The organism is Pseudomonas sp. SORT22, from assembly GCF_018417635.1.
GTDB lineage: Bacteria > Pseudomonadota > Gammaproteobacteria > Pseudomonadales > Pseudomonadaceae > Aquipseudomonas.
The window spans coordinates 3,967,876-3,983,027 of the sequence record NZ_CP071007.1; the positions used below are offsets into that span (position 1 = coordinate 3,967,876).

At 64.5% G+C, this 15,152-nt stretch carries 16 protein-coding genes; 11 read left to right on the forward strand and 5 right to left on the reverse strand.

The window, feature by feature from the left end:
• Positions 1-15 precede the first annotated feature (15 nt).
• Positions 16-1,176: a cysteine desulfurase family protein gene (locus tag JYG36_RS18145; RefSeq protein WP_213601941.1), complete on the reverse strand. Its 1,161-nt coding sequence runs from the start codon at positions 1,174-1,176 to the stop codon at positions 16-18.
• A 220-nt stretch (positions 1,177-1,396) separates the two neighbouring features.
• On the opposite strand from JYG36_RS18145, the gene JYG36_RS18150 reads away from it, so the two are divergent.
• Together JYG36_RS18150 and JYG36_RS18155 are read left to right on the forward strand one after the other, a co-directional pair.
• Positions 1,397-2,506, forward strand: a complete 1,110-nt coding sequence (locus JYG36_RS18150; RefSeq protein WP_213601942.1) for a DUF3182 family protein — start codon at positions 1,397-1,399, stop codon at positions 2,504-2,506.
• Positions 2,493-3,263: an alpha/beta hydrolase family protein gene (locus tag JYG36_RS18155; RefSeq protein WP_045202044.1), complete on the forward strand. Its 771-nt coding sequence runs from the start codon at positions 2,493-2,495 to the stop codon at positions 3,261-3,263. Before JYG36_RS18150 ends, JYG36_RS18155 begins: the two co-directional genes overlap by 14 nt.
• On the opposite strand, the gene JYG36_RS18160 is transcribed toward JYG36_RS18155, so the two are convergent.
• Positions 3,246-3,623, reverse strand: coding sequence for an antibiotic biosynthesis monooxygenase (locus JYG36_RS18160; protein ID WP_093385094.1), 378 nt, complete (start codon positions 3,621-3,623; stop codon positions 3,246-3,248). The genes JYG36_RS18155 and JYG36_RS18160 overlap by 18 nt on opposite strands.
• Before the next feature lie 88 nt (positions 3,624-3,711).
• On the opposite strand from JYG36_RS18160, the gene soxR reads away from it, so the two are divergent.
• Positions 3,712-4,176, forward strand: a complete 465-nt coding sequence (soxR, locus tag JYG36_RS18165; protein ID WP_093385099.1) for a redox-sensitive transcriptional activator SoxR — start codon at positions 3,712-3,714, stop codon at positions 4,174-4,176.
• On the opposite strand, the gene JYG36_RS18170 is transcribed toward soxR, so the two are convergent.
• Entirely contained in the window at positions 4,173-5,597 is a 1,425-nt protein-coding gene (locus JYG36_RS18170) for an FAD/NAD(P)-binding protein (protein WP_093385103.1), read from the reverse strand. The genes soxR and JYG36_RS18170 overlap by 4 nt on opposite strands.
• Before the next feature lie 78 nt (positions 5,598-5,675).
• Entirely contained in the window at positions 5,676-6,656 is a 981-nt protein-coding gene (locus JYG36_RS18175) for a GlxA family transcriptional regulator (RefSeq protein WP_093385108.1), read from the reverse strand.
• 107 nt (positions 6,657-6,763) lie between these two features.
• On the opposite strand from JYG36_RS18175, the gene JYG36_RS18180 reads away from it, so the two are divergent.
• Positions 6,764-7,321, forward strand: coding sequence for a cysteine hydrolase family protein (locus JYG36_RS18180; RefSeq protein WP_093385113.1), 558 nt, complete (start codon positions 6,764-6,766; stop codon positions 7,319-7,321).
• 21 nt (positions 7,322-7,342) lie between these two features.
• On the opposite strand, the gene JYG36_RS18185 is transcribed toward JYG36_RS18180, so the two are convergent.
• Positions 7,343-7,906 (reverse strand): helix-turn-helix domain-containing protein, encoded by a 564-nt coding sequence (locus JYG36_RS18185; protein WP_213601944.1) that lies wholly within the window; start codon positions 7,904-7,906, stop codon positions 7,343-7,345.
• 84 nt (positions 7,907-7,990) lie between these two features.
• Between JYG36_RS18185 and JYG36_RS18190 the strand changes: the two genes are divergently transcribed.
• The 7 genes from JYG36_RS18190 to JYG36_RS18220 all read left to right on the forward strand — a co-directional run bounded on the left by JYG36_RS18190 (position 7,991) and on the right by JYG36_RS18220 (position 15,151).
• Positions 7,991-8,938, forward strand: coding sequence for a DMT family transporter (locus JYG36_RS18190; RefSeq protein WP_093385122.1), 948 nt, complete (start codon positions 7,991-7,993; stop codon positions 8,936-8,938).
• 149 nt (positions 8,939-9,087) lie between these two features.
• Positions 9,088-12,003, forward strand: a complete 2,916-nt coding sequence (locus JYG36_RS18195; protein ID WP_213601946.1) for a monovalent cation/H+ antiporter subunit A — start codon at positions 9,088-9,090, stop codon at positions 12,001-12,003.
• Entirely contained in the window at positions 12,003-12,347 is a 345-nt protein-coding gene (locus JYG36_RS18200) for a Na+/H+ antiporter subunit C (RefSeq protein ID WP_010224297.1), read from the forward strand. The genes JYG36_RS18195 and JYG36_RS18200 overlap by 1 nt, the downstream gene beginning before the upstream one ends.
• A complete protein-coding gene (locus JYG36_RS18205; protein ID WP_045202061.1) occupies positions 12,344-14,029 on the forward strand; it encodes a monovalent cation/H+ antiporter subunit D in 1,686 nt (561 codons plus the stop codon). Before JYG36_RS18200 ends, JYG36_RS18205 begins: the two co-directional genes overlap by 4 nt.
• The gene (locus JYG36_RS18210) at positions 14,026-14,514 is read left to right on the forward strand and encodes a Na+/H+ antiporter subunit E (RefSeq protein ID WP_045202063.1); all 489 of its coding nucleotides are present in this window, start codon (positions 14,026-14,028) and stop codon (positions 14,512-14,514) included. The genes JYG36_RS18205 and JYG36_RS18210 overlap by 4 nt, the downstream gene beginning before the upstream one ends.
• Entirely contained in the window at positions 14,511-14,789 is a 279-nt protein-coding gene (locus tag JYG36_RS18215; protein ID WP_038996132.1) for a K+/H+ antiporter subunit F, read from the forward strand. The genes JYG36_RS18210 and JYG36_RS18215 overlap by 4 nt, the downstream gene beginning before the upstream one ends.
• On the forward strand, positions 14,786-15,151 hold the full coding sequence (locus JYG36_RS18220) for a Na+/H+ antiporter subunit G (RefSeq protein WP_045202065.1): 366 nt from the start codon (positions 14,786-14,788) through the stop codon (positions 15,149-15,151). Before JYG36_RS18215 ends, JYG36_RS18220 begins: the two co-directional genes overlap by 4 nt.
• Position 15,152 lies beyond the last annotated feature (1 nt).

Consider the following 15,152-nt stretch of genomic DNA (forward strand, 5'->3'; position numbering starts at 1 on the left):
ATAATGGAACAGGCTTCAGCCCTGGGCAACCGCCCAGAAAGGTTGTGATTGTAACGAGGCCTTTATCGCGCGGATTGCCTGGTCGATGTCTTCTGCCCGGGTGTAGCGGCCCAGGCTCAGGCGAAGGGTCTGGCGCGCGGCCTGCGGTTCGAGCCCCAGCGCAAGAAGCACGTGGGACGCTGCATTGCTCGCCGAATTGCAGGCTGAGGTCGAAGAAAATGCCAAGGTCTGGGCCAACGTCGAAAAATCGGGAACGTCACCGCCGAAGGTAAGACTCAGGGTATGCGCGACGCGTTGCCCGGCACTGCCGTTGAGCTTCACCCCGGGCACGCTCAGCAACTGATCGAGCAAGCGCTGCTGCAGATGAGCGATGCGCCGGGTTTCGTCGTCAAGCAGCGCCTGGGCCACGGCAAACGCCTCGCCCATGCCGACGATCTGGTGCGTTGCCAGCGTCCCGGAGCGCAGCCCGCCTTCGTGCCCGCCGCCGTGGATCTGCGCTTGCAGCAAGGGCCTGGCGCGCTCTCCTACATACAAGGCGCCAATACCTTTGGGCCCATAGACCTTGTGCGCGGAAAAGGACATCAAGTCGACCGGCCAGCGGGCCAGGTCGATCGACAGCTTGCCCGCCCCTTGCGCCGCGTCCACATGCAGCAAGGCGCCATGCTGGCGTACAACCTCGGCCAGCGCCGGGATATCGTTGACGGTCCCCAGCTCGTTATTCACCAGCATCAGTGAAACCAGGAAGGTATCTTCGCGCAGGGCTGCGCGAAGCGCTTCGGTTGTGATCAGGCCCTGGGCGTCGGGCGCGAGCAAGGTCAGCTCGAATCCGTTTTGCTCAAGCTGGCGAACGGTATCGAGCACCGCCTTGTGTTCGATCTGGCTGGTAATGATGTGACCACCCTGGCGCCCCTGGGCGAGGCCCTTGAGCGCCAGGTTGTTCGATTCGGTCGCCCCCGAGGTCCAGACGATCTGCCCGGCCTGCGCCCCCACCAGCCCGGCAACCTGGGCACGGGCATTCTCCACGGCCGTGCGCGCGTTCTGCCCGTAGTAATGGGAGCTGGAGGCCGGATTGCCAAAATTGCCCGAGGCGCCCAGACAGCTGACCATGGCCTGGATGACTCGCTCGTCGACCGGTGTCGTGGCGGCGTAGTCGAAATACAGCGGAAGATCGTTCATGACAGCAGGCTCTCTGGTTGTCGTCGCCATGCAAAGCAGACGTTGCCTAAATCCGTGTAGGGAAAGTGCAACGCCATAGTGCACCAGCCACCAATAGAACTATAAATTATCAATTTTCATATTTATATAACCTAAAAAACCATCCTTCAGTCACTCACCCTGAACTTCTGCCACTCATGGACTTCACATTCAGTACAGCCCGGCAAGGGAGGATCTGCCCATGCTCCGATCGACAGACCGCAAGCAAGGCGTGGTGCTGCTGGATACCCGTCAAAGTACACCCGAACACGAACACAGTGTGCACCTCAAGCTCGCCGAACGGCTCGCGCAGTTGTTCCACACCGGGGTGGTCAGCCCTGCCCAGCCGCCGACGGCAAAACAGAACTTCTACTACCTGCCCACTGAAACCCTGATCGGTGCCGAACGCTATCGGGCAATGGGCATTGGTGCACCGACCGATCTGTTTGGCGGCCTGGTCAGCCAGCCGTTTATGGCCACCAAGGCGATTTCCCACCCGATTGCGGCCGATGCGCGTTTTCCGCTGGGCTGGAGCAATGATTTCGCCCGGCTGGCCCAGGATGCGCTGCTTCGTGGCTACAGCGTCTTTAGCCTCGACGATGCCCTGCGCGCCGCACAATTGCTGTTGCGCGAGGGGCCCCTGCGCCTCAAGCCGGTACGCGCCACCGCAGGCCGCGGGCAATCCGTGATCGACAACATGAAAGGCCTGGAACAGGCACTGGGCGCCATGGATGAACAGGAAATAGCCCTCTGGGGCCTGACCCTGGAGGAGAACCTCAGCCAGGTGCAGACCTTCAGCGTCGGCCAGGCCCTGGTCGCCGGCATCCTCTGCAGCTACTACGGCACCCAACAGTTGACCCGCGACCATCAGGGCGAGGAGATCTACGGCGGGTCGGACCTGGTGCTGGTGCGCGGTGACTACGACGACCTGCTGCAACTGCAACTGGAAGATCACCTGCGCCTGGCCATTACCCAGGCCAGGACCTACGAACAGGCCGCGCTGCAGAGCTTCCCTGGGTTTATTGCCTCACGGCGCAACTATGACGTGGCACGCGGCCTTAACAGCCAGGGCAAGCTGCGCAGCGGCGTGCTCGAACAATCCTGGCGCATCGGTGGTGCCAGCAGTGCCGAGGTACTGGCGCTGCAGGCGTTTGCCGCTGACCCGGCGCTGATGCGCGTGCGCGCCTCCACCCATGAAGCCTTCGACGCGCCTGAGCTGCCCGCCGATGCGACGATTTTCTATCAGGGGGACGACAGTGAACTCGGACGAGTCTGCAAATACGCACGGATCCGCGACTATGACCATCCATAGCGAAGCGATCGAGATTCCGGTCGATGGCGAGAGCATCGCCGGAACCATCGTCAGCCCCAGTGCCAAGGTGCCCGCCATCCTCTTTGTGCACGGCTGGGGTGGCAGCCAGCAACGCGACCTGGCCAGGGCCAAGCAGATCACCGGCCTTGGCTGCGTGTGCATGACCTTCGACCTGCGTGGCCACGAGAAGACCGAAAGCCAGCGCCTGAGCGTTACCCGCGAGCAGAACCTCGCTGACCTGGTTGGCGCCTATGATCGGCTGGTCAGTCATCCGGCAGTCGACAGCAGCGCCATCGCCCTGATCGGCAGCAGCTACGGCGGCTACCTGGCGACCCTGCTGACGGCCTTGCGCCCGGTCAAATGGCTGGCATTACGGGTGCCGGCGCTGTACTGGGATGAGGAATGGAAGCTGCCCAAACAAGCCCTCGACCGCCAGCGTCTGAGCGACTACCGTCAGCGCCCGCTCGCGCCGGCAGACAACCGTGCACTGGGCGCCTGCGCCGAGTTTGCCGGCGATGTGCTGCTGGTGGAGTCGGAACAGGACGACTTCGTGCCACACAGCACCTTGATGAGTTATCGCTCAGCCTTCGTCAGTGCCCATTCGCTGACCCACCGGATCGTCGACGGCGCCGACCACGCGCTGTCCAGCGACCGCAGCCAGAAGGCCTACAGCTCTATTCTCAGTGCCTGGATCAGCGAAATGGTCATTGGCGCGCGACTTGACCGCTACCCGCATCATTCACCCTGGTACTCCTGAGTCCATAGGCAGTTGGCAGTGCAGCCCGTGCTCGGCTGTACGCGCCAGGCTGCTGAGGGTCTGGAAGGCATTGAAGTTCACGCTTCTGGCCTGGTGCTGGCGAATCAGTTGCAGGAACGGCTCCTGCTCGAAACTGCTGACAGCAGCCTCCCAGGCAGTACGCGACCGCCACTGCAGGTATTGCAATACCCGGCTGCCATCATCGCTGGCCTGGATACTGGCAGCGACCAGGCCGTTGTGCTGCACGGCAAGGTACTCGCTGCGCAGCACCAGCGCCTGGGCCAGCGCGTGTTGACGATCCGGCGCCACCTCGAACTCGATCATCTGGGTAAAACACAGGCTGTTGTCTGAAACCAGCATGAAGCTACTCCCTCTGCCTTTGCACTTGCGGTGCGATGGCAGGCAGGGTAAAACCTCGAGTTAACTAGAGGTCAAGAGAAATCCTGTCATGCCCGATACCGCCCAGAGCGCCCTCAGCGTCGGCCAACTGTCGGCGCGCAGCGGCGTGGCCGTGACCGCCCTGCATTTCTACGAAAGCAAAGGCCTGATCTACAGCACCCGCAGCGCCGGCAACCAGCGCCGATACCCGCGCGAAACCCTGCGTCGGGTGGCGGTGATCAAGATGGCGCAACGCCTGGGTATTCCCTTGGCCACCATTCATGCCGCGTTGCAAACGCTGCCGGTGGGCCGTGCACCGAGCGTGAAGGACTGGCAACGGCTATCGGAGCAATGGCGCCAGGACCTGACCCGGCGCATCGACAAGCTGATGGTGCTGCGCGACCAGCTCGACGGCTGCATCGGCTGCGGCTGCATGTCGCTGCAAAGCTGCCCGCTGCGCAACTGTGACGACCAGCTCGGCGAACAGGGCCCCGGGCCGCAACTGCTGGAGCCTGGCGCCGAACACGACGACTAACGGCCCGTGCCGGCCAGAAGCTGCGCCAGCGCCTTGGCCTGCAAGGCCACGTCGGTCACCGATGTGCTCTCCCACCACAACCCGCGCAGCGGCGGGCCCATGGCAAACAGCTGCGAACTGTAGCGGCCCTCGCCATCCTGCACCGCGCCCTGGGCGTTTGCGGCGATGCCCAGGGCCAGCGGCCCCGGCTGGATCAGCCGGCGTTGCAGCAAATTCTGCGGCAAGGGCCGGGCCACCCGGCGCCAGTCGTACTCAATACCGGTGGAATTGATCAGGGCGTCGGCGCTGATCCGCTCGACCTGCGTTTGCCCGCGAAAGCGCAGCTTGACCACCGGCAGGCGGTCGGCGCCGGTTTCGACCCCTTGTAACGACGCCGCATGAATCCGCAATCGCCCTGCTTCGATCAACTGCGCCAGCAATGCCGCTCCCGGCGGTGGCGATCGATGATGATGGCTCTCCCACCAGGGCCGCACATGGCGCACGAACTGGCGCTTGTGACGCTCGCTGGCCTGGCTCCAGAGCCTGCCGATATGCACGCGCACGGTGTCCAGGGGCGCCTGCCAGTCGATGCCCTGCTGCTGGGCCAAGCGGCACTGATTGCGCAAGGCCCGCAGCAGTTGCAATGGACTGCGCAGTGACAGGTCCGCAGCGAGAAAATCTTCCCATGCCGGCGGTTGACGACGTACATGAGGTAGCAGGCCGTGGCGCGAAAACACCTCGATCGGGCCGCGATGGCCGGCTGCCTGCAGCGACACCACGGCGTCGACCATGGTCAACCCGGAACCGATAATGACCACCCGGCCGTCCGGGTTGATCGACCGCATGGCCTGGATATCCCAGGGGTCCACACAGGCGCTGTTGAAAGCATTGTCGCCGCGTTGGGGAGTACGCGCGGCGGCAAACATGCCGGTGGCCAGGACGGCCCGGCTGGCGCGTAAGGTCCGACCGTCGGCCAGGCTTACGCTGAGCCCCAGTTCATCCACCGCCAGGTCCAGCGCCTCGGCCTGAACATGCTCAAGCCACGAGCCCTGCTGCGCACCCACCGCCTGCGCCTCGGCCAGGCGCTGACGGACATACACGCCAAACAGCCCGCGAGGCGCAAACAGCTCTGTCACCGGTACCCCTTGCGCGGCCGACTCTGGCCAGCCTCCGGCAGCAATGTGCTGGCCCAGCCACTGGCTCAGATCATCGGCGTTGTCCGGGTCGACACTCATGCGCGCGGCATTGCCGTTGAGGGTGTGCCCCAGGTGCGTGGCGCTGTAGGCTTCGCCGCGCCCCAGTTCATCGCGTGGCTCGACGACCAGTACACGGCGCTGGCCAGCTTGGCGCAGCAACTGCGCCGCGAGCAGCGCTGCGCTCAAGCCACCGCCGATGATCAGCACATCAGCCGCAGGGTTGTTGGGGTGTTCAGGGGCGCTCATGGCGTTCTCCGTCTTGTTTGCAACGGATAATAGGCAACAAAACGCCAGGTGCGCAGCCCGGCCTGTACCAAAGTAGGATCAAGCCACCACAGCGGTGAGTCGGCGCCGGTAGTCGCTGGGGGCAAGGCCGGTGACCTTGAAGAACACTTTGCGAAACGCGCCCGGGTCCTGATAGCCGACACCCCAGGCGATCTGGTCGATTGAGCGGTTGGTGAACTCAAGCATGCGGCAAGCCCGCCCGACCCTGACCTGCTGGCAGTACTCGGTGGGTTTAAGGCCCGTGGCGCTGCGAAAGCGGCGCAGGAAAGTGCGCTGCTCAAGGCCGGCACACGCGGCCATGGCCGCCAGCGACACCTCACGCGCGCCACTGCCCTGCAACCAGTGCTGGACCTTGAGCACCGCCTCATCGCCGTGGTCCAGCCGAGGGCTGAAGACGCTGCCGGGGTGCTGCCCGCCGCTGACCCGTTCGACCGCCAGGAACCGCGCAGTCTCCGCCGCCAGGGTTTCGCCCAGGAAACGCTCGACCAGTTTCAGGCCCAGATCGGTCCAGGCCATCAACCCGGCCGAGGTGATGATGTCGCCGTCATCGAGCAGCGGCAGGTTGGCTTCGACCTGCACCTGCGCAAAGCGCTCGGCCAGTGATTGCGCGAAATTCCAGTGGGTGGTCGCCGGGCGCCCGTCAAGCAGGCCGCTGGCGGCGATGAAGAACACCCCGACGCAAACCGACACCAGCAACGCGCCGTCCGCATGCCATTGACGCAGGCTGGCACAGTAGCGATCGAGCAGTTCGGGCGAGGGCGCCTGGGTCAGGCTCGGCGGGATGATCATGGCCCGCAGCGGGTGCAGGCTGCCTGGGTGCGTGTCGAAGGTTACCTGCAGTTGCTGATCAGGCCCCTCGCTCCAATGGCTGACGCGCAGTGCGGGCCGCTCCAGCGCCCCCAACTCCAGGCGCAGGCGGTTGGCCACGGCAAACAGATCGGTCAGGCCATGCACGGCGGCCAGTTGCGCGCCGGGATAAACCAGCACGCCAATTTCCAGAGTGTCCTGCGCCGCTGCCATTGTCAGTTTTTCCCGCCAATTTGTCGTTCGCGCCAATCCGCAAGCGCATCGTCCAAGCCTATAACTATCACCACGCCACAACCACTCCCCAACACGAGGCTTTTGACATGAGCAAGCAGGCACTGATCGTCATCGATATCCAGAACGATTACTTCCCCGGCGGCAAATGGACCCTGGATGGTGCCGATGCGGCAGCCGACAACGCCGCCAGCATCCTTGAGGCCGCCCGCGCCCGCGGCGACCTGGTGGTGCATGTACGCCACGAGTTCGAGTCCGAAGACGCGCCGTTCTTCACCCCGGGCTCGCAAGGTGCGCAGATTCACCCCAAGGCCGCCAGCCGCGCAGGCGAGCCGGTGCTGCTCAAGCACAAGGTCAATTCGTTCCTGGGTACCGGGCTCAAGCAGTTGCTGGACGAGCAGAACGTCAGCGAACTCACGGTGATCGGCAGCATGAGCCACATGTGCATCGATGCCGTCTGCCGCGCGGCGGCCGATTACGGCTATGGCGTCACCGTGGTTCACGATGCCTGCGCGACCCGCGCCCTGGAGTTCAACGGTATCACCGTGCCGGCGGCGCAGGTGCATGCAGCCTTTATGGCATCGCTGGCCTTCGCCTACGCCCAGGTGATTTCCACCGAGCACTACCTGACCGACACCAAGCGCTGAGTGCCGTGACCCGCCGCGGGCTCAGATCACCACATTGCGCACGAAGCGGGTCGCCACCTCGCCGTCATTGCGATAGGCATAGCGGCGATTGCTGGCAAAGGTGAAGAACTCGCCAGCATTGAGCCGCAGTTGCTGCCCTTCGACCTCCAGGGTCAGGCATCCTTCGAACACAAACAACTGCTCGCTCCAGCCATCGGCATCGGGCTCGCAGGGGTAGACCTCACCGGGTTCCAGGCGCCACTCCCAGAGTTCGACCTCCCGGGTGGCGGCGGAGCTTGCCAGCAGCACGGCCTTGCTGCCGGGATGCACACCGGCCCAGGCCAGTTCGTTGATGCGGCTCGGGTCGCGGTTATCCGGCGCCTTGATCAAGTCACTGAAGGCAACTTGCAGGGCTTCGGCGATCAGATCCAGAGTAGTCAGACTGACATTCTTTTCGCCGGCCTCGATGGCCACCAGCATGCGCCGGCTGACCCCGGACTTTTGCGCCAGGGCACTCTGGCTCAACTGGGCAGCATGGCGCAGGCGACGAATGTTCTGGCTGACATGCTGAAGCACCGAGGCGCGTTGAGGGGAATCTTTGTGCACTATATTGCTCATCAATAGGGGTTGCGCAGTATACTGCCCACTTTCGCCGCAATTGTGCGTCGACCCTCTTCCGTGTGCAAGGCCATGACCCCAACGAACTCCGCTGAACGCCCTTCCGTTTCCTTCCGGCTGAGCAAGGCCGAACTGGTGCTGGTGTTTATCACTATGCTCTGGGGCGGCACCTTTTTGCTGGTGCATAACGTGATGACGGTCAGCGGGCCGATGTTCTTCGTCGGTTTGCGCTTTGCCGCCGCGGCCTTGTTCGTCGGTCTGGTGACGGCCCGCTCGCTGCCGGGCCTGACCGCTACCGAACTCAAAGCCGGGGTGTTGATCGGTGTATCGATCATGCTTGGCTACGGCCTGCAGACCGTTGGCCTGCAAACCATCAGCAGCAGCCAGTCGGCATTCATCACCGCCCTGTACGTACCCTTCGTGCCCTTGCTGCAATGGCTGGTGCTGGGCCGCCGCCCGGGCCTGATGCCAAGCCTGGGTATCTGCCTGGCGTTTGCCGGCCTGATGCTGCTGGCAGGCCCCGGTGGTGGTTCGCTGCAGTTCAGTCCGGGGGAAATCGCCACCCTGGTCAGCGCCGTAGCCATTGCCGCAGAAATCATCCTGATCAGCCGCTACGCCGGCCAGGTGGATGTTCGCCGGGTAACCGTCGTGCAACTGGCCACCGCCTCGGCGCTGTCGTTCATGATGGTGGTACCGACCCAGGAGCGCCTGCCGGACTTCTCCTGGCTGTTGCTGCTCAGCGCCGTGGGCCTGGGGGCGATGAGCGCGGTGATCCAGGTGGCGATGAACTGGGCACAGAAATCGGTCTCGCCAACCCGTGCCACGCTGATTTATGCCGGTGAACCGGTGTGGGCCGGCATCGTCGGGCGCATTGCCGGCGAGCGCCTGCCAGGCGTGGCCCTGCTTGGGGGTTTGCTGATCGTCGTCGCCGTGGTGGTCAGCGAGCTGAAGTTTCGCCGCCGTAACCAAGAGCAGACGAGTCTCGAGGCCCACGCCGAAGAACGCGAACCGGGTCTGTGATCGACAAATGCAGGCTATCCTTTGAAAAAAACTGTTATAAAAAAAAGGATTGATACAGCGCTCTTGTAGGATTCTGCGACAGCTTGCGGGTTGGTGATCGACCAGTCGCCACGTATGATCCCTTACAAACTCCTGCAGATTAGAAATCTATGTCCTTGATAGTGCTACTGCTTCTGCCGTTCGTCGGCAGCTGCCTGGCGGCTGTCTTGCCGCACAACGCACGCAACAGCGAATCGCTGCTGGCCGGACTGGTCGCCCTGGTGGGCACTGTCCAGGTCGCTTTGATGTACCCGCAGATCGCCCATGGCGGCGTGATCCGTGAAGAATTCCTGTGGCTGCCGAGCCTGGGCCTGAACCTGGTCCTGCGCATGGACGGCTTCGCCTGGCTGTTCTCCTTGCTGGTGCTGGGCATCGGTACCCTGGTGTCGCTGTACGCGCGCTACTACATGTCGCCGCAAGACCCGGTACCGCGCTTCTTTGCCTTTTTCCTGGCGTTCATGGGTGCCATGCTCGGCCTGGTGATTTCCGGCAACCTGATCCAGATTGTATTCTTCTGGGAACTGACCAGCCTGTTCTCGTTCCTGTTGATCGGCTACTGGCACCATCGCGCCGACGCCCGCCGCGGTGCCTACATGGCCCTGATGGTCACCGGCGCGGGTGGCCTATGCCTGCTGGCGGGGGTACTGCTGCTCGGCCATGTGGTCGGCAGCTACGACCTGGACAAGGTCCTCGCTGCCGGTGAGCAGATTCGCAACCATGCCCTGTATCCCGTCCTGTTACCCCTGATCCTGCTCGGCGCGTTGAGCAAAAGCGCGCAATTCCCCTTCCACTTCTGGCTGCCCCATGCCATGGCGGCGCCCACCCCGGTCTCGGCCTACCTGCACTCGGCGACCATGGTCAAGGCCGGGGTATTCCTGCTGGCGCGGCTGTGGCCGGCGCTCTCCGGCACCGAGGAATGGTTCTGGATCGTCAGCGGCGCCGGCGCCGCCACCCTGGTGCTCGGCGCCTTTGCGGCGATGTTCCAGAACGACCTCAAGGGCCTGCTGGCCTATTCGACCATCAGCCACCTGGGCCTGATCACCCTGCTGCTGGGCCTGAACAGCCCGCTGGCAGCGGTCGCCGCGGTGTTTCACATCCTCAACCATGCCACCTTCAAGGCCTCGCTGTTCATGGCCGCAGGGATCATCGACCACGAAAGCGGCACCCGCGACATCCGCCGCCTCAGCGGTCTGTTCCGGCTCATTCCGTTCACCGCGACCCTGGCCATGGTCGCCAGCGCCGCGATGGCCGGGGTGCCATTGATGAACGGCTTCCTGTCCAAAGAGATGTTCTTCGCCGAAACCGTATTCATCAGCTCCACCGCCTGGGTCGAAGCGGCCTTGCCGGTCATCGCCACCCTAGCCGGTACCTTCAGCGTTGCCTATGCCTTGCGCTTTACCGTCGACGTGTTCTTCGGCCCGCCGGCCACCGACCTGCCGCACACGCCCCACGAGCCGCCGCGCTGGATGCGCGCGCCGGTCGAATTGCTGGTGATGACCTGCCTGGTGGTCGGTATCTTCCCGGCGCAATCGGTCGGCCCGCTGCTGGCCGCTGCCGCTTTGCCGGTGGTGGGCGGCACCCTGCCCGAGTACAGCCTGGCGATCTGGCACGGCTGGAACGCGCCGCTGATCATGAGCCTGATCGCCATGAGCGGCGGCATCATCCTTTACCTGCTGCTGCGCAACCAGCTCAAGCTCGGGCGTTTCCCGTCGCCGCCGCTGATCGAGCGCTTCAACGGCAAGCGCCTGTTCGAACACGGCCAGGTGCTGATCATGCGCACCGCCCGGCGTTTCGAACGGGTGTTCACCACCCGGCGCCTGCAAAAGCAGCTGTTCATGCTGGTGCTGATCGCCCTGCTGGCCGGCCTGCTGCCGATGCTGCACAGCGGCCTGAGCTGGGGTGACCGGCCGAAGATCCCGGGCTCGGGTGTGTTCGTCATGCTCTGGCTGATCGCCATTGCCTGCGCCCTGGGCGCTGCCTGGCAGGCCAAGTACCACCGTCTGGCGGCGCTGACCATGGTCAGTGTCTGCGGCCTGATGACCTGCATTACCTTCGTCTGGTTCTCGGCCCCGGACCTGGCCCTGACCCAACTGGTGGTCGAGGTGGTCACCACGGTGCTGATCCTGCTCGGCCTGCGCTGGCTGCCACGGCGGATAGAAGGCGTCTCGCCGCTGCCGGGCACCCAGGAGCGCGCACGCCTGCGCCGCCTGCGCGACCTGCTGCTGGCGGTCGGCGTCGGTGGCGGCATGGCGCTGCTGTCCTATGCCATGCTGACCCGCCCGACCCCCAACGACATCTCCTCGTTCTACCTGAGCCGGGCCTTGCCCGAAGGTGGCGGCAGCAACGTGGTCAACGTCATGCTGGTGGACTTCCGCGGCTTCGATACCCTCGGCGAGATCACCGTGCTGGTGGCCGTGGCCCTGGCGGTGTTCGCCCTGCTGCGACGCTTCCGCCCGCCCAAGGAGAGCATGCAGTTGCCGGCGCAGCAGCGCCTGCTGGCCCCGGACGTGGTCACCGACCTGGTCAACCCGCGCCACGCGGCCGACACCGCGCTGGGTTTCATGATGGTGCCGGCGGCGCTGGTGCGCCTGCTGCTGCCGATCGCCCTGGTGGTGTCGATGTACCTGTTCATGCGCGGCCACAACCAGCCAGGCGGCGGTTTCGTCGCCGGCCTGGTAATGTCGGTGGCGTTCATCCTCCAGTACATGGTGGCCGGCACCCAGTGGGTCGAGGCGCAGATGAGCCTGCGACCGCTGCGCTGGATGGGCACCGGGCTGCTCTGCGCGACCCTCACCGGGGTTGGCGCGATGCTGCTCGGCTACCCGTTCCTGACCACCCACACCGCGCACCTGCATTTGCCATTGCTGGGTGACACCCACCTGGCCAGTGCGCTGTTCTTCGATATCGGCGTGTTCACCGTGGTGGTCGGTTCGACCCTGCTGATCCTCACCGCGCTGGCTCACCAGTCGGTGCGTGGTCATCGCCCGGGCAGCCAACAGAAACCCACTCAAGCAGGAGCCGCCTGATGGAAGAAGTCATTGCAATCGCCATTGGCGTGCTCGCCGCCTCCGGGGTCTGGCTGATCCTGCGGCCACGGACCTTCCAGGTGGTCATGGGCCTGTGCCTGCTGTCGTACGGGGTCAACCTGTTCATCTTCAGCATGGGCAGCCTGTTCATCGGCAAGGAGCCGATCATCAAGGACGGCGTGCCCCAGGATCTGCTCAACTACACCGACCCGCTGCCCCAGGCCCTGGTGCTCACCGCGATCGTCATCAGCTTCGCCATGACCGCACTGTTCCTGGTGGTGCTGCTGGCATCGCGCGGTCTGACCGGGACCGACCATGTCGATGGCCGGGAGCCTAACGAATGAGTGCGATGAACCAACTGATCGCCGCACCCATCCTGCTGCCGTTGCTGACCGCAGCGCTGATGCTGCTGCTCGGGGAAAAACGCCGACCGCTCAAGGCGCGCATCAACCTGATCTCCAGCCTGCTCGGCCTGGGTATCGCCATTACCCTGTTGCTATGGGTGCAAGGTCAGGGCCAGGCCAGCTCGATTGGCGTCTACTTGCCCGGTAACTGGCCGGCGCCGTTCGGCATCGTGCTGGTGGTCGACCGTCTATCGGCCCTGATGCTGGTACTCACCGGCATCGTCGGGGTCAGCGCCCTGGTGTTCGCCATGGCCCGCTGGGACCGCGCCGGCGCCAGCTTCCACGCGCTGTTCCAGATCCAGCTGATGGGCCTGTATGGCGCCTTCCTGACCGCCGACCTGTTCAACCTGTTCGTGTTCTTTGAAGTGTTGCTGGCAGCCTCCTACGGCCTGATGCTGCATGGTTCGGGGCGCGCGCGGGTCAAGGCCGGCCTGCACTACATCGCCATCAACCTGCTGGCCTCGTCACTGTTTTTGATTGGTGCGGCGATGCTCTACGGCGTCACCGGCACCCTGAACATGGCCGACCTGGCCCTGAAAATCCCGCTGGTACCAGAGGCCGATCGCGGCCTGCTTCACGCCGGCGCGGCGATTCTGGCCACGGCGTTCCTGGCCAAGGCCGGGATCTGGCCACTGAACTTCTGGCTGGTGCCGGCATATTCGTCGGCCAGCGCACCGGTGGCCGCGCTGTTCGCGATCATGACCAAGGTCGGCTTCTATACCGTACTGCGCCTGTGGACCTTGCTGTTTTCCGGACAGGCCGGTGCTTCGGCGTTCTTTGGTGGCGACTGGCTGATCTACGGCGGCCTCGCCACCCTGGGCTGCGCGGCGGTATCGATACTGGCCGCGCAGCGCCTGGAGCGCATGGCCAGCCTGAGCATCCTGGTCTCGGCCGGCACCTTGCTGGCGGCCATCGGCTTCGGCCAGGCAACCCTGACCGCCGCCGCGCTGTTCTACCTGGTCAGCTCGACCCTGGCGCTGTGCGCGCTGTTTTTGCTGGCTGAGCTGATCGAGCGCTCGCGCTCGGCCAACGAGATTCCCCTGGATGATGAAGGCGACGGCCTGCCCTCGCCCGTCGAGTCGCTGCACCCACCCAAAGGCATCAACCTCGATGACGAACAGAAAGCGGTGATCGGCCAGGTGATCCCCTGGACCATGGCCTTCCTCGGCTTGAGCTTTATCGCCTGCGCCCTGCTGATCATCGGCATGCCGCCGCTGTCGGGCTTTATCGGCAAGCTCAGCCTGATCAGCGCACTGTTCAACCCGCAAGGGCTGGGTGTGGCGCCGGAGCAGCCGTTGAGTGTCGCCGGCTGGATGTTGGTGGCGTTGCTGGTACTGTCCGGCATGGCTTCGCTGATCGCTATGACCCGCGTTGGCATCCAGCGTTTCTGGACCCCGCAGGAGCGCCCTTCGCCGCTGCTGCGCCGCTTTGAGTGCATCCCCATCGTGGTGCTGCTGGGCTTGTGCGTGCTGCTCAGCCTGCGCGCCGAGCCGCTGCTGCGCTACACCCAGGACACCGCCGCCAGCCTGCAGGACCCCGAGCAATACGTCAGCGCCGTGCTCGGCACCCGACCGATTCCGGGGCCGACCAGCCTGGCCGCCAGCACCGAGGTGCAGCCATGAAGCGCCTGTTCCCTGCCCCGCTGCTGTCGCTGTCGCTGTGCCTGCTGTGGCTGCTGCTGAACCTCTCGGTAAGCCCGGGCAACCTGCTGCTGGGCGCCCTGCTCGGCGTTGTTGCGCCGCTACTGATGGCGCCGCTGCGCCCGCTGCAGGTACGCATTCGCCGCCCGGGCACCATCGTGCGCCTGATCCTGCGGGTCGGCGTCGATGTGCTGGTGTCCAACCTGCAGGTCGCCCGCGGCGTGTGGTCGGCCAAGCGCCGTCCGCCGCGCTCGCGCTTCGTGCACATTCCCCTGGAACTGCGTGACGCCCACGGCCTGGCCGCTTTGTCGATGATCACCACGGTGGTCCCAGGGACCATCTGGTCGGAGCTGGCACTGGATCGCAGCGTGCTTTTGCTGCATGTGTTCGATCTGGATGACGAGGCGCAGTTCATCGAGCACTTCAAGCACACCTATGAACGCCCGCTGATGGAGATCTTCGAATGACTGGCCTGCTTGCCAATGCCATTCTCGCCAGCCTGTTCATCTTCGCCCTGGCCATGGCCCTGACCCTGTGGCGGCTGTTTCGCGGACCTTCGGCGCAGGACCGGGTCCTGGCACTGGACTACCTGTATATCCTGGCCATGCTGATGATGCTGGTGCTGGGTATCCGCTACGCCAGCGACACCTATTTCGAAGGGGCACTGCTGATCGCGCTGTTCGGCTTTGTCGGCTCCTTCGCCCTGGCCAAATTCCTTCTGCGTGGCGAGGTGATCGAATGATCAATGCCAATGAATTGCCGTTGTGGGTCGAGGTGCTGGTGGCCGTGTTGCTGCTACTCAGCAGCCTGTTCGCCCTGAGCGGTGCGGTCGGCCTGATTCGCCTGAAGGACTTCTTCCAGCGCATGCACCCGCCAGCACTGGCCTCGACCCTGGGCGCCTGGTGCGTGGCCCTGGCCTCGATCCTGTACTTCTCGATGCTCAAGGAGTCACCGGTGCTGCATGCCTGGCTGATTCCGGTCCTGCTGTCGATCACCGTGCCGGTCACCACCCTGCTGCTGGCGCGCGCTGCATTGTTTCGCAAGCGCATGGCCGGGCATGATGTACCTGAAGAAGTCAGCAGTGGCCGCGACCGCGGCAACTGAA